Source organism: Vibrio sp. HENC-03 (assembly GCF_000305755.2).
In the GTDB taxonomy this organism is placed as follows: Bacteria; Pseudomonadota; Gammaproteobacteria; order Enterobacterales; family Vibrionaceae; genus Vibrio; species Vibrio owensii.
This window is the reverse complement of record NZ_JH976108.1, coordinates 12248-35697: the sequence shown is the minus strand read 5'-3', so window position 1 is coordinate 35697 and position 23450 is coordinate 12248. Positions and strand designations below refer to the sequence as shown.

At 47.1% G+C, this 23450-nt stretch carries 18 protein-coding genes; 8 read left to right on the top strand and 10 right to left on the bottom strand.

The genetic code is table 11. The features are described from left to right. Nucleotide 1 precedes the first annotated feature (1 nt). The gene (locus VCHENC03_RS17005; protein ID WP_005429968.1) at nucleotides 2-1378 is read right to left on the bottom strand and encodes a GntP family permease; all 1377 of its coding nucleotides are present in this window, start codon (nucleotides 1376-1378) and stop codon (nucleotides 2-4) included. A 152-nt stretch (nucleotides 1379-1530) separates the two neighbouring features. Here VCHENC03_RS17005 and VCHENC03_RS17010 point away from each other — a divergent pair, with 152 nt between their 5' ends. Continuing rightward, the gene (locus tag VCHENC03_RS17010; RefSeq protein ID WP_005434599.1) at nucleotides 1531-2052 is read left to right on the top strand and encodes a gluconokinase; all 522 of its coding nucleotides are present in this window, start codon (nucleotides 1531-1533) and stop codon (nucleotides 2050-2052) included. Then, nucleotides 2049-3845, top strand: a complete 1797-nt coding sequence (gene edd / locus VCHENC03_RS17015; RefSeq protein ID WP_009705445.1) for a phosphogluconate dehydratase — start codon at nucleotides 2049-2051, stop codon at nucleotides 3843-3845. The genes VCHENC03_RS17010 and edd overlap by 4 nt, the downstream gene beginning before the upstream one ends. 177 nt (nucleotides 3846-4022) lie before the next feature. Here edd and VCHENC03_RS17020 read toward each other — a convergent pair whose 3' ends face one another. From VCHENC03_RS17020 to VCHENC03_RS17035, 4 genes are all read right to left on the bottom strand, one after another. After that, nucleotides 4023-4352, bottom strand: coding sequence for an SMR family transporter (locus tag VCHENC03_RS17020; protein ID WP_005429986.1), 330 nt, complete (start codon nucleotides 4350-4352; stop codon nucleotides 4023-4025). Nucleotides 4353-4354: 2 nt separating this feature from the next. Next, complete coding sequence (locus tag VCHENC03_RS17025) at nucleotides 4355-4732, bottom strand: SMR family transporter (RefSeq protein WP_009705444.1); 378 nt, start codon at nucleotides 4730-4732, stop codon at nucleotides 4355-4357. Nucleotides 4733-4935: 203 nt separating this feature from the next. Further along, complete coding sequence (locus tag VCHENC03_RS17030; RefSeq protein ID WP_009699062.1) at nucleotides 4936-5862, bottom strand: LysR family transcriptional regulator; 927 nt, start codon at nucleotides 5860-5862, stop codon at nucleotides 4936-4938. Between the two features lie 41 nt (nucleotides 5863-5903). Further along, a complete protein-coding gene (locus tag VCHENC03_RS17035) occupies nucleotides 5904-6911 on the bottom strand; it encodes a LacI family DNA-binding transcriptional regulator (RefSeq protein WP_009705443.1) in 1008 nt (335 codons plus the stop codon). A gap of 231 nt (nucleotides 6912-7142) precedes the next feature. Here VCHENC03_RS17035 and VCHENC03_RS17040 point away from each other — a divergent pair, with 231 nt between their 5' ends. The 5 genes from VCHENC03_RS17040 (at nucleotide 7143) to VCHENC03_RS17060 (ending at nucleotide 14685) form a co-directional block, all read left to right on the top strand. Continuing rightward, on the top strand, nucleotides 7143-8495 hold the full coding sequence (locus tag VCHENC03_RS17040) for a serine/threonine-protein kinase (protein ID WP_009705442.1): 1353 nt from the start codon (nucleotides 7143-7145) through the stop codon (nucleotides 8493-8495). A gap of 31 nt (nucleotides 8496-8526) precedes the next feature. Then, nucleotides 8527-10002 (top strand): hypothetical protein, encoded by a 1476-nt coding sequence (locus tag VCHENC03_RS17045; RefSeq protein WP_009705441.1) that lies wholly within the window; start codon nucleotides 8527-8529, stop codon nucleotides 10000-10002. Nucleotides 10003-10004: 2 nt separating this feature from the next. Beyond that, nucleotides 10005-10577, top strand: a complete 573-nt coding sequence (locus tag VCHENC03_RS17050; RefSeq protein ID WP_005434622.1) for a sigma-70 family RNA polymerase sigma factor — start codon at nucleotides 10005-10007, stop codon at nucleotides 10575-10577. A gap of 4 nt (nucleotides 10578-10581) precedes the next feature. Then, a complete protein-coding gene (locus VCHENC03_RS17055; protein ID WP_009705440.1) occupies nucleotides 10582-12144 on the top strand; it encodes a hypothetical protein in 1563 nt (520 codons plus the stop codon). A gap of 228 nt (nucleotides 12145-12372) precedes the next feature. Continuing rightward, complete coding sequence (locus tag VCHENC03_RS17060) at nucleotides 12373-14685, top strand: hypothetical protein (RefSeq protein WP_009705438.1); 2313 nt, start codon at nucleotides 12373-12375, stop codon at nucleotides 14683-14685. A gap of 207 nt (nucleotides 14686-14892) precedes the next feature. Here the strand turns inward: VCHENC03_RS17060 and VCHENC03_RS17065 are convergent, their stop codons facing one another. The 5 genes from VCHENC03_RS17065 to VCHENC03_RS17085 form a co-directional block, all read right to left on the bottom strand. Next, nucleotides 14893-15882, bottom strand: coding sequence for an SPOR domain-containing protein (locus VCHENC03_RS17065; RefSeq protein WP_009705436.1), 990 nt, complete (start codon nucleotides 15880-15882; stop codon nucleotides 14893-14895). 160 nt (nucleotides 15883-16042) lie between these two features. Continuing rightward, nucleotides 16043-16999, bottom strand: a complete 957-nt coding sequence (locus tag VCHENC03_RS17070) for an ABC transporter permease (RefSeq protein ID WP_009705435.1) — start codon at nucleotides 16997-16999, stop codon at nucleotides 16043-16045. Between the two features lie 2 nt (nucleotides 17000-17001). After that, a complete protein-coding gene (locus tag VCHENC03_RS17075) occupies nucleotides 17002-17979 on the bottom strand; it encodes an ABC transporter permease (RefSeq protein ID WP_020196664.1) in 978 nt (325 codons plus the stop codon). 146 nt (nucleotides 17980-18125) lie between these two features. Continuing rightward, entirely contained in the window at nucleotides 18126-19679 is a 1554-nt protein-coding gene (locus VCHENC03_RS17080; protein ID WP_009705433.1) for an ABC transporter substrate-binding protein, read from the bottom strand. 105 nt (nucleotides 19680-19784) lie between these two features. Beyond that, nucleotides 19785-21500, bottom strand: coding sequence for an ABC transporter ATP-binding protein (locus VCHENC03_RS17085; RefSeq protein WP_005434636.1), 1716 nt, complete (start codon nucleotides 21498-21500; stop codon nucleotides 19785-19787). Nucleotides 21501-22186: 686 nt separating this feature from the next. Between VCHENC03_RS17085 and VCHENC03_RS17090 the strand changes: the two genes are divergently transcribed. Continuing rightward, complete coding sequence (locus tag VCHENC03_RS17090) at nucleotides 22187-22912, top strand: HAD family hydrolase (RefSeq protein WP_009705432.1); 726 nt, start codon at nucleotides 22187-22189, stop codon at nucleotides 22910-22912. Nucleotides 22913-23450 lie beyond the last annotated feature (538 nt).

The following is a 23450-nucleotide window of genomic DNA, read 5'->3' as shown; positions in this document are numbered from 1 at the left end:
TCTAAAGAATAAAGCTTAATGTTGCTACGATAATAAATGCGATACCACCAAGTAAAGTTTCCATTACCGTCCAAGTTTTTAGCGTTGTTTTCTCATCCATCTCTAGTAGACGAGATACTAGCCAGAAACCAGAGTCGTTGAAGTGAGAAAGCACTGTTGCACCACCTGCAATCGCGATAACGATAAAGCATAGGTCTAGCTCGCTCAAACCAGTTGATGCTGCCACTACTGGCGCGATAAGTGCTGCAGTTGTCGTTAGCGCTACGGTTGCTGAGCCTTGAGCAACACGCAGACAGGTAGAGATAACAAATGCCGCTACGATCACTGGCATACCTGTGTCAGTCAGAACGTCTGCTAGTGCATCACCGATACCACTTGCGCGCAATACGCCACCGAACATACCGCCCGCACCTGTTACTAGGATAACGCCACAGATCGGAGCCAATGAGTCGCCACACAGCTTCTCAAGTTTTGCCATGCCGTAGTCTTTCGCGAATACCGCAAGAGACACTAGCAGAGTAATCAGAAGTGCTACCGGTGTTTTACCTAGCATACGTAGGAACTCAACCAGAGCTGTTTTGCCATCAATCACACCCGCAACCGCTAGCGTGTTCAGTACTGTGTCTAAACAGATTAGCAGTACCGGCAGCACTAGGATGGTCATTACTGTGCCAAATTTTGGCAGCTTAGATTCATCAACTTGTGTTTCACCGTTGAAGAACGCTTTTGATAGTGGGATATCGAATTTCTTGCCTGCGTACAGACCAAATAGATAAGCGCCTAGGTACCAAGTTGGGATAGCCACTAGGATACCAACAACAAGCAGTAGACCAATGTTTGCGCCTAGGAATTCTGCTGCTGCAACTGGACCTGGGTGCGGAGGAACAAAGCCGTGCATTACTGCAAACGCACCCGCCGCTGGTAGTGCGTATTTTATTGGCGAACCACCAAAGCGTGCTGCCACACTTAGGATGATAGGCATCATGACCACTAGACCAGCATCAAAGAAGATTGGGAAACCGAACAGTAGTGAAGCCACACCCAATGCAAAAGGTGCGCGCTCTTTACCGAAGCGTCCAATCAAAGTATCTGCCAGCACTTGCGCACCGCCAGTTACTTCCAAAATCTTACCGATCATTGCGCCAAGACCAACCAGCAATGCAACTGAAGCCAACGTGCCACCAAAGCCACTCATCATGGTTGGGACAACTTGGTCAGAAGAAACGCCAGTCGCCAGTGCTGTACCTAAACTCACCATAGTTAGGGAAGCAAAAGCGTGCACTTTTAGTTTAATAATCAATACAAGTAACGCTGCTATCGCGAGGACTGCAATCGTTAGTAGGAACGTAGGGTCTGGAGCTTGGGTTAGCTGTTCCATGGGTTCACCTTTAAGAATTATTGTTTGTGTTGTGGTTCACATTTATTTGAGTTACCGGTAACATGTTACCGATAACATGAATAAGATAAACCCATATTTTAAAGTGAATTCGAAAATTGAGATCACGCGCAAATTTGTTATGAGGATAAGTTATGGCTGGTAGTAGTGTCGTCGTTATGGGCGTTTGTGCGAGTGGCAAAACCACAATTGGTGAGCACTTGGCGAAAAAGCTGGGACGTAAATTCATTGATGGTGATGATCTTCACCCACGAGCAAACATTCAGAAGATGGCGTCAGGTCAGCCTCTGAACGACGACGACCGCAAACCTTGGCTGGAACGTATCCGCGACGCTGCTTATAGCTTAGAAAGCAAAAACGAGCACGGCATTATTGTCTGCTCGGCACTAAAAAAGATTTATCGTGACCAAATCCGCGAAGGCAACGAAAACGTGACCTTCCTTTTCCTAGATGGCAGCAAAGAACTGATCCTTGAGCGTATGCGTGCTCGCCAAGGTCACTTCATGAAAGAGAACATGGTCAACAGCCAGTTCGAAGCTCTAGAACGCCCAGAAAATGAGCCTCGCACCATTTTCGTCAGCATTGATGCAACCATCGAAGACGTTGTGTCGAATGCCGCTGAGTTAATCCTAGTGCAAGACGAGGCAATGGCATGACTCATCAAGTAATTTTAGACGTTACCCAACGCTTAGTTGAGCGCAGCCAAGAGGCGCGAGCGGCGTTTCTTGCTCGTACTGAAGTCCAAGCCGAAGCGGGCAAAGGTCGTGTCGGTCTGTCTTGCGGTAACTTGGCTCACGCTGTTGCGGCATCTTGTTCTTCAGAAAAGAAAAGCATTCTGGATTTCACGCATTCGAATGTAGCGCTGATCAGTGCTTACAACGATATGTTAAGTGCCCACCAGCCGTACCAACACTACCCTGATCAAATCAAACAAGTGCTGTCTGGTTACGGTCACACTGCGCAAGTTGCTGGCTGTGTTCCGGCAATGTGTGATGGCGTGACTCAAGGTCAAGCGGGCATGGACATGTCACTGTTTTCTCGTGACTTAATTGCTCAATCAACGGCACTTTCACTGAGCCACAACGTATTCGATGCGACCTTGCTTCTGGGTATCTGCGACAAAATCGCACCGGGACAATTGATGGGCGCGCTGTCTTACGCACACCTACCAACGGCGTTTGTGCCAGCAGGTTTGATGGCAACAGGCATCAGCAATGAAGAGAAAGTCGACGTTCGCCAAAAATACGCGGCGGGCGAAGTAGGCAAAGACGCACTGCTTGATATGGAGTGTCGCGCTTACCACTCAGCTGGCACATGCACCTTCTACGGCACGGCAAACACTAACCAACTTGTGTTTGAAGCAATGGGTTTGATGCTGCCAGGTTCGGCATTCACCCATCCACATACTGAGCTACGTAAGGCGCTGACTGATCACGCAGCTCTGAAAATCGCGGCAATGAATGCAGGTTCAGCAAACTTCCGTCCATTGTCTGAAGTTGTCACCGAAAAGAGCCTGATCAACGGTATTATTGCGCTGTTGGCATCGGGCGGCAGCACCAACCACACTATCCACATGTTGGCGGTGGCGCGTGCAGCAGGTTTGATTCTGACATGGCAAGACATCAGTGACCTATCTGAAGTCGTGCCACTATTGGCGCGCGTTTACCCGAACGGTCCAGCAGATATGAACGCATTCCAAGAAGCGGGTGGCGTACCTGCACTATTGCATCGTTTGGACGAATCAGGCTTGCTTCACCGTGACGTGAAGCCGGTATTCGGCGAATTCGAAGACCAAATGACGCTACCTACACTAGTTGACGGCAAACTGACTTGGACACCATGTGATGGCAGCCAAGACGGCGAAGTGATTGCTGCGCCAACGCAAGCTTTCCAAAACACCGGTGGTACTCGCGTACTTAACGGTAACTTGGGTAAAGCGGTGGTGAAAGTCTCTGCGGTGAAAGAAGATCAGCGCATCATCGAAGCCCCTGCGATCGTATTCCAATGCCAACACGAAGTGGAAGCGGCGTACAAACGTGGTGAGCTAAACCAAGATTGCATCGTGGTCGTGACGCACAACGGTCCTGCAGCGAACGGCATGCCAGAGCTGCATAAACTGATGCCAATTCTCGGCAACGTGCAGAAAGCGGGCTTTAAAGTCGCGCTAGTGACGGACGGTCGACTATCGGGTGCATCGGGTAAGATTCCATCGGCAATCCACGTTTCTCCAGAAGCAATTCGTGGCGGCGCGATTGGCTTGGTGCGTAATGGCGACATCATCCGCGTTGATTGCCAAACTGGCGAACTGAATAACCTAAGCGACGTTACGGGTCGTAACTTGTTAGAGATGGATACTGAAGCGAAACAACAGACTTGGGGTCGTGGTTTCTTTAGCGTGATTCGTCAGAGCGTTTCGAGCGCAGAAGAAGGCGCAAGCTTTATTGTTTAGGACGGGAAGAAAGACCCCGTCATTCCGACGAGCCTAAGCGAGATCAGGAATCTAATATCAAAGTGCTGTGAAGCGAGAGGAAACACCTCTGCCACAGCACTTTTTGTTGGTAGATTCTGAATCATGCTCGTCCCTCGCCGTTCAGAGTTACGATATCTAGGATTCAGGCAAAGAACATCAAGCCGTCTTCATCACCACAACCGCTGCAATCACCACAAAGATACCAAACCAGCCAATCGGCTTAAGCTTTTGTTTGAACAGCAAAGCGCCACCAATCGCGGTACCTAAGATACCTATCGCGCCCCAAGAGGCGTATGCGATCGCAAGGTCGATCTCTTTTACCGCTTGAGCAAGTAAGGTAAACGCCGCCATCACCAACACAATCGCAGTGATGCCCCACCCTTTGTGCTTAAAGCCTTTAGAGCGAGTCAGTGCCATGTTCGCCATGATGTCGACCAACGCCGCCATAACAACAAATCCGAATGAAACAGTAAAAAATTGGCTCATGATTAACACCTCGCATTTGATGAGCTTGGCAACTCATCTTTCTGTTGAGGCTGACCGTGTGATTCGCCGAGCGTCACACACACGATACCGACTACCGCCAGCGCCAAACCAAGCAACTGCTGCGTGCCTAAGTTGGCATCAAACAAAACGATAGAAACCAAGGTAATCAAGGCGATACCCAAACCTTCCCATGTTGCGTACGCGACACCGATAGAGATTTTCTTTGCCGCTTTCGACAAGAAGTAATAGGAAATGGCGATCAGAACGTACATCACCAGATAGCCTTCCCACGCATTACTTTCACCAATAAACGACATCGTACTGGTACCGGCAACTTCGGCAACGATGGCGAGCAATAAAAATAGACGTGCAATGAGCATGATTCATCCTCCCCAGAAATTAAAAAACTGCATAACGGAGAATGGTGAATGTCCTTTAAGAATCAGACATTCAAAGAATTGATAAGATAAAAAGAGCCGCTTCTCCTGACTATTTGTAGTCAGATTAGCCCTTATTCAGTAAAACAGACAGGTAATTGAGATATTCATTTTTGAATATCTTAAAGGGCAGTTTGCATATCCGATCACGTTAATGGCGTATTGAGGGTTTGCTGCACCACTTGGTGCAAATGGCGGTGCAAAGGGTGGTTACGGTAGGTCTGTAAATAACCTCCAGAAACAACAAATTGGCTGAACTCTCGGTTGACCATCGGCATTGGATAAGAGGCAAGCTCGTGCATCAAATGTGCAGTACTTTGGCTGGCATACATGATGGCATCGGTCTCAAGCAGCATTTGGCAAGCGACGCGCAAGTTGTAGGACTTGAGCAATACAACGGGCTCGTAGCCCATGCGGCGATATTCTGACTCCACCGTGCACAGCGGGTTGTAGGATGCTGGTGCAGGCAAAGAGACCAGTGGCAATTCAGACACCGTGTCCCAATCATTGCTGATTTGAGACAACGTCGGGTGGTCTTTACGCGCCAAAATCACACGCTTTTCAACAAACAATGGGCGCATGTAGATGTCTTTCGACAACTCAGTTTCTTGGTCAAGAATGCAGTAGTCGTGCTCGCCCTCTAACATCTCGTCTTGGGAATAAATGTTCCAGCTTGAGAAGGCAAACGAGGCTTGAGGAAACGCCTGATGGCAGCCGCGCAATAAACGCTGACCTTGTTCGTCCATCAAATAAGGGTCAGTCACAATCGCAATCTGACCTTGGTATTCGAGAGGGTCAAAGTCCGAAAACTCCTGCACTACTTTTTCTAGTGGCGACAGCATGTTATCGAACTCCGCCGCTAAGCGAATCGCCATTGGGGATGGCTCTACCCCATGCGCTTTACGCACAAACAGCGGATCATCAAACACGTCTTTGAGTTTCATCACCCCGCGACTGGCACTGGGCTGCGAAATGCCAAGCTGCATCGCCGCCAACTTGATGCTGCGATTTTCTACCACGGCTTTAAGTAAGCGCATTAAATTAAGATCTAACGCATCAAGTTGATGTGGCATGCCCGTGTCCTTATCAGAAACGAATGATGAAAGTGAGTGAGTTAGACGCTTTCGCCCGCAGTAATTTGGTAGCCCATGTCGACTTTAGTCTCTGCTTGCTCTTCACCCTTGAGGCGCGCAATCAGTAGCTCGGCACTTTTCTCACCAATCTCGAAACGCGGTGTATCCACACTGGTCAGTTTCGGGCTAATAGTTTGCCCGATGTCTAATGCGTTGTAGCCCACCACCGCAAGTTGATCTGGCACTTTGATGCCGCGTTGCTGAGCACTCAACAAAGTACCAATTGCGATGTCGTCGTTGGTACAAAATACACCATCAAGTTCTGGGTAGGTTGCCAGTGCGCGCTCCAATAAATCATGCGCCAACGAAAAGCTAGAGTGATCGCCCGTTAGCACGTGTTTTGGCTCCAATCCTGCTTCTGTCATCGCGCGATCGTAGCCTTGCATACGCAATTTAGTACGCGTATCCAAGCGAGCACCGAAGTAAACAATAGTACGCTTGCCCGACTCCAACATGCGCTTTACGACGCTGTAAGAAGCGTCTTCGTGATCCATGCCGACCGCCATATCAATCGGCTGCTCTGGCAGTTCCATGGTCTCTACCACAGGAACGCCAGCGTTTTTGATCATCTGCAAAGTGCGTTGAGTGTGGTGGCTTTCGGTTAGGATTAAGCCATCAACTTGATAAGAAAGCAGCGACGCGATTTTGCGTTCTTCTTCCAGCTCGTCATAACTAAAGTGCGCAAGTAGCGTTTCATAGCCATTGGCTTTAGTGACGGTTTCAATGCCCTGAACAAAAGACGCAAAAATTTGGTTGGACAGTGAAGGCAGTAAAATACCAATCGCTTTACTGGAAGACTTCGACAGCATCGCCGGAGCACGGTTTTCGATGTAGCCCATCTCTTCAATTACAGCGGCAATTTTCACTCGCGTTTTTTCTGCCACTGAGTCTGGATTGCGCATGTAACGCGAGACGGTCATCTTTGTTACGCCAACTTTGTCTGCGACATCCTGTAATGTCGTTCGTGCTTTCTTATTCTGCTGAGCCATAAATGTCTAATTTATCAGTAATGTTACTAGTAACATTATGACGAATAGACTCCTCGCCGACAAGCTTAGTAAAAACCATCCACTACATCATTAATAAAATCATAACCTTAGCGATTAAATAACCATCAAGATGCAAACTAAACATTGTGACTCAAAGCCGAATAAATAAATGACATTAATATTGAGTTTCTTATAAGATAACGCACCTAAAACAATAAGATACGAAGTACAGTGCAGTTAGGCTCTAGCGAAACCCAGATTTACTATCACCTGCTTGATCTGGACGACTCTCAAAAGCAGCAATACCTCAACGAATTGCAGCAGAGTCAACCTGAGCTTTACCTCCAAGTTGCCCCTCTTTTAGCCAGTGAAAACGAAGAAGAACAACTGACAGAGTTGCTTGGTTTCGGCGCGAATTTGGCAACCAAACAAGAGGTCGACCTAACAGGCGAAGAGGTCAGCAAGTACCGCCTTACCCATGAGTTAGGACGTGGAGGTATGGGGGTAGTATATGCGGCACTACGCGCTGACGAGACGTTCGAGCAAGACCTTGCGATCAAGTTCATTCAAACCAATCTCAGTAATGTATTAGGCAAATGCGCGCTGTTTGATGAAGCTCAGCTTCTGGCTCGTTTAAACCATCCTTACATTGCCAAAGTGTTTGATGGCGGTTTGCACGGTGATTCGGTTTACATCGTGATGGAACGCGTTTTTGGCCAGACCCTAGACACGTATTTGTTGCTCACGCCAATGGAAGACGATGACAAGTTATTGCTGTTCAAGCAGATTTGTCAGGCAATGGAACACGCCCACCAGCATCAAGTTCTGCATGCGGATCTCAAACCAGAAAACATCCTCATTGATCGCAATAAACGGCCAAAACTGCTCGATTTCAACCTGACACAAAAGGTGCAATCAAACAGTAATGATTCGTCTCCCGCATTGATTGCCTTCAGTGAAAAATACGCCAGTCCAGAGCAACAAGCTGGGCAGTTTTTAACCGAGCAAAGTGATGTGTATTCACTGGGTAAGATTCTGGCGTTGATGTTTCCTGATCAGCCAATGTGGTCAGACATTTATTGGGTGGTGAGACGAGCGACAAGAGCGAAAGCAAAGCAGCGCTACCTCAATGTTCGAACACTACGCCAAGATATTGAATGTATTTTGGAACGACGCCCAATAGAGCAAAAGAAGCACTGGCCGCTGTACAGTACGCTTCGTTTGGTACAACGCCGACCGCTGCCATCGGTGTTGTCCGCGATCTTAGTGTTATCAGGCGTGCTGTTTGGTAACACTCTGATTCAAAAGAACATACAACTGCAACAAGAAAAGAAGATTGCAGAAGACATCATGTACGAAGTGACGCGCCTTGTCTTTCACGCCAAGGGGCAAAACGTCGAACATATGTCCGTCAGTGCCATGATGGAGCTGACACGTAGGCGGATTCTGTCTAACCCAGATATCCCCAAACACATAAAACAGAAAATGTTGTTGGCGATGATGACGCCGGTGCCAGAGAAGCACCTTACAAAATCAATAAGTTGTCAGCCAAATTGTGCACCAAAGGACCGCACTCAACAGTAAGGCTAAACACGAAAAAGGCTTAAAATTTAAGATGTACACACGTTCCGTTGCGATCTGGCTATCGGCTTTAGCGATAGCACCAGCATGGGCGAGCTCAACTTCTACGACTCCGTCGGCAGAAGCGACAGCGCCTACCATAAAGCAAGGTTTCTTCATCGATTCACCGGTGACTGGTCTGTATTACAAAACCAGTTCCAACCTATCTGGCCACACCGATAAAGGCGCATTTCAATATCGCCCTGGTGATGTCATCAGCTTCTTCCTAGGCAATGACGATAACGGCTACTTGCTCACCACGATGTCGAGCCAAGAAGTGCTTACTCCGACAATGGCAACCACCAAGCCAAGTCGCAGTATCAACATGACCCGCTTGTTGCTCTCTCTCGACAGCACACCAGAAAACCGCCAAGAAATCGTGTTGGCTAACAAGGTGTTATCCGACCCTGCCTTCCAAGCGCAGCTCAAGCGTCTTGACCTCAATTTCTTAGATGATGCTAAACACCAATTCGATTTGGATTGGGTTTCGGTACAAGAAGCGGTTGAACACTTGAATGAAAGCCAACGCTACATCGAAAAGAACTTCGCCTCAGATGAAATCATTTTCGAGCCTCGTGATGTGCGCTTTAAGAACATCATCATCAAGAAAAAAGACTGGCAAGGTCGTGCCTGCGCGTTCGATATTCGCTACCAACACCACCCGCGTTACCGCCCGCCGATTGGTGAGGTCAACTTCACCATCACTGAAGAAAACCTGATTCAGCACCCAAGCATCGGCGACTACTTCCAAGGCTGCTTCTTGGCACTCAATCACAGTGTGACAGAAGACATTATCGAACCGATTGAAAAGTTTTCAGAATGGGAAAGCTTGGTTGGCTGCGCGGATAAAGGCTGTACTCGTAATGATCTCAATGGCTTCTCATTAGAAGATTACAACGATGATGGCGACTGGAAATATCGCTCTGTCGCGCTCAACTTCGACCCTAGTACCCAGCTTTTGATGGAAAAAGTGCAAGGTTTAGGGCAAAACGAGCATGTTAAACACCACAACCGCACCGAAATGTTGTGGTTTACCTACCCTGACTCCATCGATAGCCAGATTGCCTACCAAGGCGTGTGGCAACAAACTCAATACCTGCAAGAGTCGATGAAGCAATCGTGCCTACTGATGCGTCATAACCAAGTGTTGCGCCTACCAGTTGATGCCGTTACCTGCCCGACAGATACCAGCCTATACACCCAAGATGTCACCAACGAGTATTTGGATATGTGGTGGGTCAACAATGATCAGGCGAGCGCCGAGTTGGCACAGATGAACGTGATGGTGCGCTGGTCCTCAAAACCATCTGAAATCAACTACACCACGTGGGAATACCTGCCTGCTGGCAAGAGCTGGGAGCAAGGTATTTTGTATCGTTACCAACAAGACATCAGCCGTAATCGTGATGGGTCTGACCGCATTGAAACCCATTCTATCTCTGAGTTTGTAAAAGTAAGTGAGGACGTATAGCCATGGCTTCTAAATCTACCCTGACGCAAATTATCCAGCAGTGGCAAGCCGGCGATAAAAAAGCGGAAAGTGAGTTGTACCAATTCGCTTACCTACAACTTCGTAAGATTGCTCAGCAAGAACGTGAGCGCAACGCAGAGAAATACGGCACCGACAACAAGGTACTGGCCGATAGCGTAAACAGCACCACGGCGCTCATTCATGATGCGTATTTAAAAATGTCTAGCTGCGATATGAGTGAGATTGAAACCAAGCGTGATTTCTTCTTAATGGCAGCCAAAGTGATGCGCCAGATCCTGATCGACAATGCACGCGCCCATCAAGCGCAGAAGCGACAACACATCACCTTGATGAAGGAGGAAGAAGATCGCTTCGAGCAACTCATCATCATGGACAAAGCGCTCGACAACTTTAGTGTGCGCTATCCACGCCAATCTAACGCGCTAAAGCTCAAGTACCTGATGGGCATGAAAAACCAAGAGATCTGTGAACTGCTCGAATGCAGCGCCAGTTTGATTGAAAAAGACCTTAAGTTCTCGCGCAGTTGGCTGCAATCAAGAATGGCGCACGCGTAATATCATGTCGAAAAAATACTGGATTGCAGGCGCACTGGGTGTCTGCTTGATAGCAAGCTACTGGCTTTCAGATGAACAAACATTCGCTGCGGCTGCCAATATAGAACCAGCACAAAATGGCCTAGATAAGAGAAAAACGTCCCAAGGTGAGCGCACTTCGTTGATTGAAGTGAAGCAAGCCTTAACCTCCTCAGTACTAGAGAGAAACAACGATCTTGCCTTTGAAAAAGCACTCGAATCGACCTTGTCAGATCAGCCTGAACAGGTTCAAGGTGCTTTTGGATCATCGGTGGTCAATTACTCCGGGGACCTGACTCAAACCTACGTGAGTAGCAACATAAACAATGATGCGACTAACAATGGCAAACCGATCATTAACCTTGCGGTAGAGCAGCAGTTACAAACCATCATCTTTGGTTGGGAACTGACACAGAACAACCCTATCAACTACTCATTGGGATTGGAGCAATTGTTTGAAGACCCCGAGGGCGACCTTCTCACGACCCGAATCTGGTTGGAAAACGCCAATGGACTGAGTGTTCTCAACCAAGGGCAGATCATGTTGCAAGGTGCACCAAAAGCGTTCGATCAAACCACTTACTTAGCGGTATCTGCGCGCGATGACCACCATGGTACAGAAGACCATGCTTGGGTTACCACGCGTTTTGAACTGCCAGCAGTAATCGAAGAACAAAATGATACAGAACACCCTCTGATCGATGGCATTGTGTATCGCCTTGAATCCTCAACAATGCTTGGTGGAAAGAAATACGCCTATGAAGTGGTGTACTGTGAGGCGTTTAAATTTGTCGAAGAAGAGGTCTTTTATGCGGCTTCCAACAACAAAACTCGTTGTCCTGAAGAGCATGAACTAAAAAAAGTCGGCCAATATCAGATCAGCGATGAATCATTAATCGTGCAAGCAAACGGCTCACAACAAATTTGGACCACGAAAAAGGTCTACACCTCACGCGTGCATAAAGAGACCGAAAACTATTTCATTACCGTCTTCGATGATAATCGTTTCGAAAGCTACACCATGCAAAAGAACAAACGCTCAATGGAAGAACGTTTGAACGTCAATACAGGGGAGAAGCTATATCAAACCACACTATTTGATTTGCTTATCCCTACTGCGGGAGGTTACCGTCTTGCTACCGCTAGCAACTACATTTTTGACCGAAACTTCGCTCAAGATGGTGAGTGGTATGACAGCTTTGACTCGGATCTCAACGTAGTGACGTCATACAGCGACCTATTTGGTCATGAGATGTGCCCATTTTGGGATGTCTCTATCATCGCAGGAGAAGGTATGTTCAGTGATATCATCTCCTACTCCGATAAGGCCGATTGTCAGACGGCTCCCAAACTGTCTACGTACGCATTCGTCATATTTAATAATGACTATCATCCCAATGATGTATTTCTCCACGGCGAAACGTATAGCTACATTTTGCGCCCACTTCCTCAATACGCCAGTGAAGTTGAAGAGTTTAAAATCAATATGATTTATCACGATCCGATTGGGACAAAAACCACTCAGAAATTAACTAAAAACTCAAAATAAGTCTTTGTATTCCATAATTAGCACCATTATTGACAATTTAAACAATTAATCTGATCAACAAAAAAATATTCAAAGTTTTTTTACGGTTTTTTTTCGGTTTTTCGTATCTTGAAGCTGCTTCCAAAAACGATCCAAAATGCGCTGCTTTTCCAATCTCACTAGTGAGATTTGAAGATAAAACAATACAAAGCGACTTTCTCATTCGGAAACGAAACAAGGATTAAAACAATGAATAAGGTGAGTTTACTAGCAGCGTCAGTGGCTATCGCGCTAACAGGTTGTGGTGGTTCAGATGGTGGTTCAAACGGCGGTAATGCTGGCGTAGTGATCACAGGCTTTGATGGCTACTTCAAAAATGCAGTTGTGTTTGAAGATCTGAACAACAATGGCCAATGGGACACCAATGATACATTCCTTGGTCTAACCGATGAGAAAGGTCAGCTTAAAATCAAAGCAAAACCAGAGACAACTCTGGCTCTACAAACCATCACACCGAACGGTGTGAAACAGAAACAGCTTATCGCTTTAGATCCGACTTACGCAGGCACTTACACTGTAGATATGGATCACCCAAGCCAAGCGATGGCTCACGAACTGGTTTTCCGCGCACCAAACTCGTCTAACGTTATCTCACCAATCACAGACCTTGTCGCGATTGAGATGGCAAACAACAGCTCGCTAACAGAAGAAGAAGCGGCAGCAAAAGTAAGCCAAGCACTTGGTGGTACAGAAGAAGCTCCTATCGATCTGTACAGTGACTTCGTTTCGGGTGTAGATAAAAGCGCCGAGCTACATAAAACCGCTCAGATTCTGACTGAATCAAAAGCGCAAAACCCAGCAAACTACGAGAAGAAAGCAACTGAATTCGCTAAAGAAGCGGATGCTATCGTAGGCGAAATGACGCAAGAGCAAATCACGGATGTGAACAACAAACCAGTGATTGAAGACTCAACGCCAAACAGCAACGAGCTGTCTCCGGTTCCGGTATACAACAACAAGCTTGTGGTTAACGAAGACGTTGAAGAAGCGGCAGAAGATAAGCTAGAGAACCTACCTGAGATCGTTAAAGGCGCAGGTTTCGATGGTGTAGAGCTTAACATTGAAGGTCTATTCAAAGACAAAGACCAAAACCTTGTCACACCTAAATTGACTCATAACCTTGCTGGTACAGGTATCGAAGCTCGCATCGAAGGCAACCAATTGGTTCTTTCACCAGCGGCTGAAGTCACCAAAGCCGGTGAGTTTGAAATCATCCTAACGGCTGAAGATAAAGACTCTACAGGCAAAACACTTGCTACTGTAAGTACAGTATTTGAGCTGGACATCGAAACCGCGAACCAAGCGCCGACCATCATTGAAGCAGAACAAAAACGTCTGCAAAGCATCATTGATGACTGGCAACTACAGCAAGGTGAAGCTTTTGAGCAAACTCTAGACATTTCAGGTCTTTTCAAAGACGAAGATGGCCAACTAGAAGAATATTCTGCTGAATCGATCTCTATCGCTGGCTTGTCTATCGATGAAGACGACAACGCAATCATCACAATCGAAGGCACACCAGAAAAAGCTTACGCTGCAGGCCAAACTTTTACCGTTGGCGTAGAAGATAACGAAGATGGTAAAACTCGCGTAACCTTCAAACTGCCAGAAGTGAAAGAAGGCGCTACGCCACCGCCAGTCGTACCAACGCTAGGCTTCACTATCGACCACTTTAACGGCAAAGCGGCAAAAATGGGCAGCTTCGCACGTAACGATGGCGAAATCGGCCATGCGATTCTTATGAAAGATGCCGAAGGCCTACTATGGTGTTGGGGTTCAAACGATGATGAGCAAGGCGAAGAGTATTCGACAAACATCAGTGACTTCATCGACAACTCTTGGGAGTACGACCCATACGCGATTTTGGCAAAACTGGACAAGCTACCAAGCTACGCGGCTTACCAAAACAAAGATTGTTGGGATGTAGAGATCAAAGACGGCAAATTGTACGACGATGAAGGATCTGAGTACGAAATGCTTTACCAAAACAAAACCACACAAGGCGACTACCAAATCCTTGTGAAAATCGATGGTGATGAGTTGTTCTGGTTTGATTCAACCGACGCTCCTTTCGCACAAGCACTACCAGTGAGCGAAAAGGTTGCGAACGGTAAGATTGAATTTGATATGACGGTAGAGAGCGAGACCGTTGCTCAAGACGAGACTGAGCTATTTTATGCAGCAGGTAAGTTTGAGTACGCTAACGGTGTTTACGAATACGAGTCTATCAAACCAGAAGGCTTCTACACTCCAGGTAACTGGACTATCTCTCTCGATAGCGAAACAAATCGCGAAACTCTGACTCTAGAAGAAACAGGCTCAGATTCTGATTACAAAACTCGCCAGCGTAACGTGAACCGTGAGTTTGGTGACTTCTACATCGGCATCAACTCAAGCGCAGAGCAAGATGGCTCAGTGTCTGCTCCTGAGTTTGGTCTGTACTCAGACTCTCTAGAAGCAATGGAAAAAGTGATGGAATCACTACCTCTGATTGAAGACTAATGAGTAAAGACAAACAAGTACTATCGAAACCTTGTTGTAGCCAGATTCATCTGCATCGTCGACGCAGAACCTTCTGGGAAAAGTGCAAAGGCATCAAAGAAGTATACTGTTGCGCTAACTGCCACAAGGAAACCCAACTCAAATAGCTCCTCTATTTGAGGCCGCAAAAAAGCCCCGCTCAAGCGGGGCTCTTTTGTATCCGTTTAATTACTTCACACAAATCACATTGAGTAAGGATGTACCCGTGAGCTGATTCGGTTCTCGGTCGGCAAACAAGCCCTTCTTATCTTTACCCCAGTAAGGCAACTGCAGCGGCCAATTGTCTTTCTCCATCACCCCTGATGCACGCAGTGTTTTGAAGTCCGAGACACTCGCCAAGTCCATACTTAGTTGCTGACAGACCTTTTTCGAGCTCGCATAGTTTAAGCGGTTCCAAGGCTTTCCATGTTCCATGTAGAACTGGTTGTTGTTCTCGACCAAGTAAGGCACCACAAACGTTTTACCTTGCAGAATCGTCTTCAATCGTACCTGCACTGTATCGTTACTGATAATAGGCTGAGCAGGTTTAGGCGCTTGAGTCGGTTTCGCCGCTGGTTGAGAAGCTTGCTTCGGTGCTGCCTTAGCAGGCGTCTCTTTAGCTTTGAAAGCGTCCGTATTCGGGCGAGTCGCGGCAACTGGAGCAACGGGTGTTACAGGCTTTGCCTTCGCGGCAGGCTTCGGCATCGGCTTAGTTTGCTTTGCTGGCTCTGACGTACCTTTGCCAACCACACGAACAAAGGCTTCTTTATAGGTCGACAAGGTTTTGACTCGCTGTAAGTCCTGCGAGGCTTTGGCAAATTCAGTATAAGGACCAATAAGACATCGGTAGCCTTTTTGCTCTGGCTTCATCCAAACATCGGTGGTGATTTTGCTGTAGATCGGCTTGGCTTTGGCTAAAGACATCGGTTTTGGCAATAGACCACACTGGATCCAGAAGAAATCATTGCCTCCCTGCGGCACTTTCTTTCCCCATACCCCTTTCCCGATCGGACAAGATTGCTCAAGTACTGGCAGTTCTTTGTTACTCGCTTGAGAGGCTTGGCAAAGAAAACCCTCCGCAAGTACCGGTGTCGAAAATTGGGCGCACGCCAACAGCAATCCAAGGCTCAAGCCGGATTGGACGATACGAGAGGAGTGTTGTGCCTTCTTCATTTCCATACGCTTCACTCTGAACAGTAGGTGATGAAATTATCGCGACAAAGCGTCAATAAAACATGAATAAAAAGTGATAAGCAAAAAAAGAGCCGGAATTGCATCCGGCTCTCAGTTTAGAAAGAATTTTATGAAATAGGCAACGTATAGGTTTGTATTTTAGTGATTAACCCTTGTAGATTTTCGGGTTGAACACGTCACGCAACCAGTCACCTAATAGGTTGATAACCAGTACCAGCGTTACTAGCACGATACCTGGGAAGGCCGTAATCCACCATGCACCAGAGAAGATGTAGTTAAAGCCGATGCTGATTAGCGCGCCTAGAGATGGCTGGTCTACCGGAAGACCTAAGCCTAGGAATGACAGTGCCGCTTCCGACATAATTGCGTTCGCTACCTGTACTGTCGAGATAACCAAGATTGGAGATAGACAGTTCGGCAGAATGTGACGGAACATAATGCGAGGTGCTTTAAAGCCCATCACACGCGCCGCTTCGACGTACTCTTTCTTCTTCTCTGCCAATACCGAGGCGCGAATGGTACGTGCGTATTGCGGCCATTCTGCCACGCCGATAATCACCACCAGCATGACCACTGCATATTGGCTGTAGAAATCACTACCAAAGCTGGCTTTGAAGATTGCCGAGACGATGATCGCCACCATCATAGTCGAGAACGATAACTGTACGTCGGCAAAGCGCATCAAGAAGCTATCGATACGGCCGCCGAAGTAACCTGCAGACAAGCCAATGATGATGCCCAGTACCAACTGAAGACCAACCGCAAGGAAACCGATGGTCAAAGACAAGCGAGAGCCATAAAGAATGGTCGATAAAATATCGCGGCCTTGCTCATCGGTACCTAACACAAAGCGCTCATCGCCATCTTCCATCCAAGACGGTGGCAACTCAGAATCCATGATGTCGATGGACGTCAGATCGTACGGGTCTGTCGGAGCCAGAATTGGTGCAGCCAACGCCAACACTAAGAACATCATAAAGACGGTAAAACTTGCCATCGCAACTTTGTCGCGCTTGAAGTAATACAGAAAATCTGACTCTTTAAAACGCTGCCACGCTGACGGTGCGGCTACAGGAGCGGGTGTTACATTTGATTGGCTCATGATTAAGCTCCTTTTCCAGTTAGGTTCACAGTTGGGTTGATGATGCCGTACAACAAGTCAACGATGGTATTGGTTACCACGAAGATCAGACCAACAAAGATAACGTAGGCAGTGATCAGCGGTGTATCTACACGGTTGATTGCCTCTAGGAAAAGGAAGCCTGTACCCGGCCATTGGAACACGGTTTCAGTAAGAATGGTGTAAGCCACCATAGTACCAATCTGCACACCACCGACCGTCAATACAGGTAACATGGTGTTCTTAAGTGCATGTTGGTAATAAATCTTTTGTAAGTTCAGGCCTTTTGCTTTGGCGAACTTAATGTATTCCGAGCTCAGTACTTCCAGCATTTCTGAACGTACCAGACGGATGAACAACGGCAGCATGATAGACGCTAGCGCAATACACGGCAGGATAAGGTGCTTGATACCATCAATGGTAAAGAAGCCAGATTCCCAACCAAGCACATTAGCGGTCTCACCCCGTCCGTAGGAAGGTAGCCAACCAAGTTCTATGGAGAAGACATACATCAGCATGATTGCGGTTAAGAACACCGGAATCGAGATACCGACACTACTCATCGCCATGACGAATTTAGTAAAGATGCTCTTCGGGTGGATCGCGGAATACACCCCAAGTGGTATAGAGAAAACAATAATGATGAGCGTCGCACCAAACACGAGCTCTAGCGTTGCCACCAGCTTATCGAGAATCACCTCAACCGCAGGTCGCTTGAAGAAGTAAGATGTACCTAAATCACCTTGTAGCGCATTGCCCACAAAGCGAGTGTACTTTGTGATAAAGGGATCGTTCAGGCCCAGTTCGTCACGTAGCGCTTGACGCTCCGCTTCTGAAACCGACTGACCTACAAGCTCACGCAGCGGGTCACCCAGGTTATCCTGAATGGCAAACGCCACCAAACTGATCACAAACATCACTATCAGTGCCTGAAACAGGCGCTTGACCAGAAACGAAAACATTCCTTGCCCCTTAACTATCCATAGATCTCTATTCAGAGAGAAAATTCAGTCTGTAAAACCAACTCAGTCCGACTGAAACAAAACTGAGTCGAGTGCTTTAAGTTGAGGAGGGACATCAATCCCTCCTCAAAATCGACTAACCGTGATTATTCAACCACTAGGTCACCGAAGTAAGGCATTACCATTGGGTTAACGATGTCTGCCGCTTTCACGTTAGACTTCGCGCCCCACGCTTCACTTTGCCAGTGTAGCGGTACGAATGCTGCGTCGTTGTATAGCGTTGCTTCTACACCTTTCAGCATTTCTGCACGTTTCGCTGGATCCGTTTCTACGTTCGCTGCTTCAACCACTTTGTCCATTTCTGGGTTTGAGTAGTAACCACAGTTGTACTGACCACGGCCCGTTTCTTCGTTACGAGTCATGGTTAGGAACTCGTTGAAGTTCGCTGAATCTTCCGTATCTGAGTGCCAACCGATCATCAGCATGTCTGCCGCACACTTGTCGAACTCTGGCCAGTATTGCGCTTTTGGCATCGTCTTCAGATCAACCTTGATGCCGATCTTAGACAGCATTGCCGCCGCTGCTTGCGCGACTTTCGCATCGTTCACGTAACGGTTGTTTGGCGCGATCATCGTTAGCGTTAGGCCATCTTCGTAGCCCGCTTCTTTCATCAGTTCTTTCGCTTTCTTCAGATCGTAGCGAGGAACCAGTTTGTCATCGTGACCTACGTAACCTGCCGGGCTTTGCTGACCAGCTGCCGTTGCGAAGCCTTTCATGATTTTCTTCACGATGCCTTCGTTATTGATTGCGTGAACAATCGCTTGGCGAACGCGAACGTCTTTCAATGCTTCGTTGCTGTTTTGGTTTAGTTGGAACGTGATGATACGAGTACCAGGTAGCGTTACTAGGTCGATGCCGTCTGCATCTTTCACACGTTTGTGATCGTTTGGCGCTACTGGGTGAATCATGTCAACGCCGCCAGAAAGTAGCGCAGCTACACGAGTTGCGTCTTCTTTAATTGGTACAAGCGTTAGCTTATCAACGTTACCTTTCGACTCTTTATCCCAGTAGTCTTTAAAGCGTTCGAATTCCACTTTTACGCCCTGCTCACGAGAAGTCACAATGAATGGACCCGTGCCAGATACGTTAGTCGATGCAAATGAGTTACCGTGCTTCACTAGCTCAGACTTGTCTTTACCATCTTCTGTCTTACCAGAGTAGAACTTGCTGTCCATTGGGAAGATGTAAGTCGCCGTTTGCAGCACAAGCGGGTAAGGCCCTTTAGTCACTAGATCCACTGTGTAGTCGTCAACCTTCACGATTTTTTCGTACGGGTCGAAGATAGCTTTGAAATCTGGAGAGCTTTGTAGACGCTCGAAAGTCCATACTACGTCGTCCGCCGTCATGTCGTTACCAGAGTGGAACTTAACACCTTGGCGTAGCTTGAAACGTACCGTTGTATCGTTCACACGTTCCCAGCTTTCTGCTAGACGAGGTTCAAAGTCCATGTCTTGTGTGAAACGAACTAGTGGATCAAATACCATGTGTGACATTTGCAGCGTACCGCCTGATAGCTGCTCATGCGGGTCTAGCGATACTGGGTCAGCTGCGTAGCCAACTTTGATATCTGCTGCCATTGCGTTAAAGCTTAGGCCCGCTGCCATTAGCGCCACTGCTAATTTGCTTTTCATGGTTTTCATTTGCATAACTCCTTCATGCGGGAATTCGAATCCCTTGTTGTGTTTGCGTCTTTGTTATGACTAAGGTTTGTTGACCTTGATGGTCAGCCAAGCGAAAAACTTGGTTTATGCCGTTTTGATTTCTTCTCTCAAACCTGTGAATTCAGGCATCAGAGAAATCAGTTTCTTGCTGTATTCATGCTGAGGAGCGGTAAATAGCTGCTCAGTTGGCGCCACTTCCAGTAGCGTACCCATCTGCATCACACCCACTCGGTCACACATTTGGCGAATAACTGGTAAGTCGTGGCTGATAAACAACATGGTGAGGTTGAGCTCACTTTGCAGATCTTTTAGCAAGTTCAGAATTTGTGCCTGTACCGATACATCCAACGCTGATGTCGGTTCGTCACAAATCAGTAGTCGAGGACGGGTCGCCAGTGCACGCGCAATAGAAATACGCTGACGCTGACCACCGGAGAATTCATGAGGGTATTTCACGCCCGCCATTTTGCCCAAACCTACGTGATCAAGCAGGTCATTCACAATCTGACGCGTTTCCGCTTCATTCTTGGTTAGCTTATGGAAACGAATTGGCTCCGCGATGATGTCGAAAATCTTCATACGCGGGTTCATTGAAGTGTATGGGTTTTGGAAGACCATCTGCATTTGACGACGCAATGGACGACGCGCTTTTTCTGATTTCAGTGCCGTTAGGTCAATGCCTTCAAAACTTACTTGGCCTGAGTTTGGTTCATACAAACCTGCAATCACACGTGCGATGGTCGATTTACCTGAGCCAGATTCACCCACCAAGCCAAACGTCTCGCCTTCGTGCACTTCAAAACTGACATTGTTTGAGGCCTGCACGTATTCGCGGCGGCTTTCAAACAACGAATCTTTGGTCACGAAGCGTAGGTTTACGTTCTTCACATCCAATAGAGGGCCGGTGTACTCGCGTTGGTCTTGGCTTTGACCTAGCCAGTGGTTCTTGATATCCAGTTCTTGTAGCTCTGTTGCTTCTTCGATGTAGCTCACTAGCGGGAAGCGATCGAGTTTAATGTCAGAACGAGGAACCGCAGAAATCAAGCTGCGCGTGTATGGGTGATCAGGATCGCCCAATACCTTAGCGGTTGGGCCAAATTCAACCAAATCACCACGGTACATAACTGCTACACGGTCAGTCACGTTTGAAACCACACCCATGTCGTGCGTCACCAACATACAACCTACGTTGTTCTTGATACACAGTTCACGGATAAGGTTTAGGATTTGGTCTTGGATTGATACGTCGAGTGCCGTAGTTGGCTCATCGGCAATGATCAGATCTGGCTCACCAGCCAGTGCGATAGCAATAACCACACGCTGACGCATACCGCCAGAGAATTGGTGTGGGTACTGTTTAAGACGGTTTTCAGGTTGCGGGATGCCAACCTGCTGCATAAGAGAAAGCGCGCGTTGATACGCCTCTTCATCCGACACCTTCATGTTAGCGTGGATGGTCTCTTTCAATTGCTGCTCAACCGTAAATAGAGGGTTAAGCGAGGTCATTGGGTCTTGAAAGATAAAGCCAATCTTAGAGCCGCGAACCTTACGCATCGCTTCTGGCGTCAAACCAGAAATTTTCTCTCCATCAAGGTACACATCGCCGCTGGCAACACGACCCGGAGGACTAAGCAAATCAATAACGGCGTTACCAACGGTGGATTTACCCGCACCTGATTCGCCAACAACACCCACAATTTCGCCACGATCGATATGAAAAGAAAGCGATTTCACGGCCGCATGGACACCGTGACGGGATGGATATTCAATACGAAGGTTTTTCACCTCTAATAGTGACATTTCAGACCTCTACTGCCTTGTCTGTGGTATCGAATCGCGCAATGAAAGCGCCATTCATCACCTGAATGAATCCGTTCAAATTCAGAATAATACTCTGAAATCTTAATGCGGAGACAATTTGGCAAAAATTACACAAAAAAGCAACAATTAAAGTATATTTCGCCTAAAAAACATTATTTACACGCACAATGAGCGAATAGAAATGCATTAACAAGTATTTAACCATTTTCATAGCACACCATTTTTGTGCGTTACGCACCAATAAAAACAGAAAAATGCTCTAAATTTACGCATAAACTCACTATTGATAGTATCCCTATTATTCACACGTCATTATTAACATTTACCAAACAATATTCCGTTCTTATTGGGATTTTTCGACATAAAATGTTACTAACAAAATAGTCTGCATACATAAAAAGCCAAAATTCCCCTACACACATAGAGGTGAAAACGTGAGCAGATCTGCAAAACAAATGAAATCTGTCACCTAACCGAGGTTATGCGTCAGTTATGCGATTTTGTGATTAAGCTAATTTTCTATGGATTGAAAACGCTCTTTGAACTGGGGGCTTTGGTGGGGGAAAAGAGAAGATCAGCCATCAGTTTTGCGCTTTCCACTGTCATTTTGAGTGAGATAAGAGATAATCAAACTCTAACGTCGAGTAGTGAATGAAGGAGCCCCCGTGCTTAAAGCGATATTTTTTGATATGGACGAGACTTTATGTGGCACATCTCAAGCCGATAAAGTAGCAGGACAAGAGTTTGCCGATTGGATTGCTCAAACTTACCCTCAGGTCACTGACTCCACAGCCTTTGTGCAACGCTACTTACAAGGTGTGTATAAGAAGCTAAACGACGAATTCCCTCAGCTTATAGCTCTGCTACCAGATGAAAATGCGTTCCGCTGCGGTTTAATCCAAACTATCTTGGCAGAACAAGGCATCGAGATCGATGCAGAACAAGCACAGCAGGCACAAAGCTTCTTCGATTCAGCTCGAATGGGTGCTTTTACCTTCTTCCCAGGCGTAAAGGAAATGCTGACTGAGCTACGTCAACACTACAAATTGGTGGTAATCACTAATGGCCCTATCTTCTCGCAACATCCAAAGCTCAAAGCGACACAAATGAGTGAATGGGTGGATCATATCATCGTCGGTGGCGAAGAGCCGGAAGAGAAGCCTGCTGCAAGTATCTTCCATAAAGCACTCAACCTTGTTGACGCAACACCAGAAGAAGCAATTCATATTGGTGATTCTCTACCAGCCGATATTGCGGGTGCCAACAACATGGGCATTCTGAGTGTGTGGGTTAACGAGACAGGTGCAGCAAATCCAACCGATATCAAGCCAAGCTATGAAGTGAAAGAGACGGTTGAACTGAATGAAATTCTAAAAACACTCGCTCAATAAAGCGCTCAACTCAAGAAATACAAAACCCCAGCCACCGTGCTGGGGTTTCTTTTGTCAGCTCGAAAAGCATTTGGATCATGGGAGGTCAAAAGCTCCCAGAGCTGTACATTTTGATGGAACTGAAAATGAAGTGAGAGTTTTTGAGAGTAAGAAATGCAAAATTCGGCTGAGGCTTTAAATCGTAGTAGGTGAAGAGCCATATTTTAACTTCAGGCGAACTCGACTTGGGTTCAGATCCATTGAAATATTACCGACCGATCTAGTCCAAGCGAGATCATAAGCTCTAAAACGACGAAAGCCTGCTAAAAATCAGGCTTTCTAATAGTGCTCGGTAAAGAGATTCGACGCGGCCGGGCTCCCGGCGGACTGGCGTTCCACTGGGCTGGCGCTCCAGCCCACGACCCTCTGGTCCCAACATTCTAAATTTCAAATGTAAAAAAGCCCCAGTCTTTCGACTGAGGCTTTAAATAGTAGCCGGTGAAGAGCCATATTCTAACTTCAGGCGAACCCCCTCTTGGGTTCAAATCCATTGAAATAT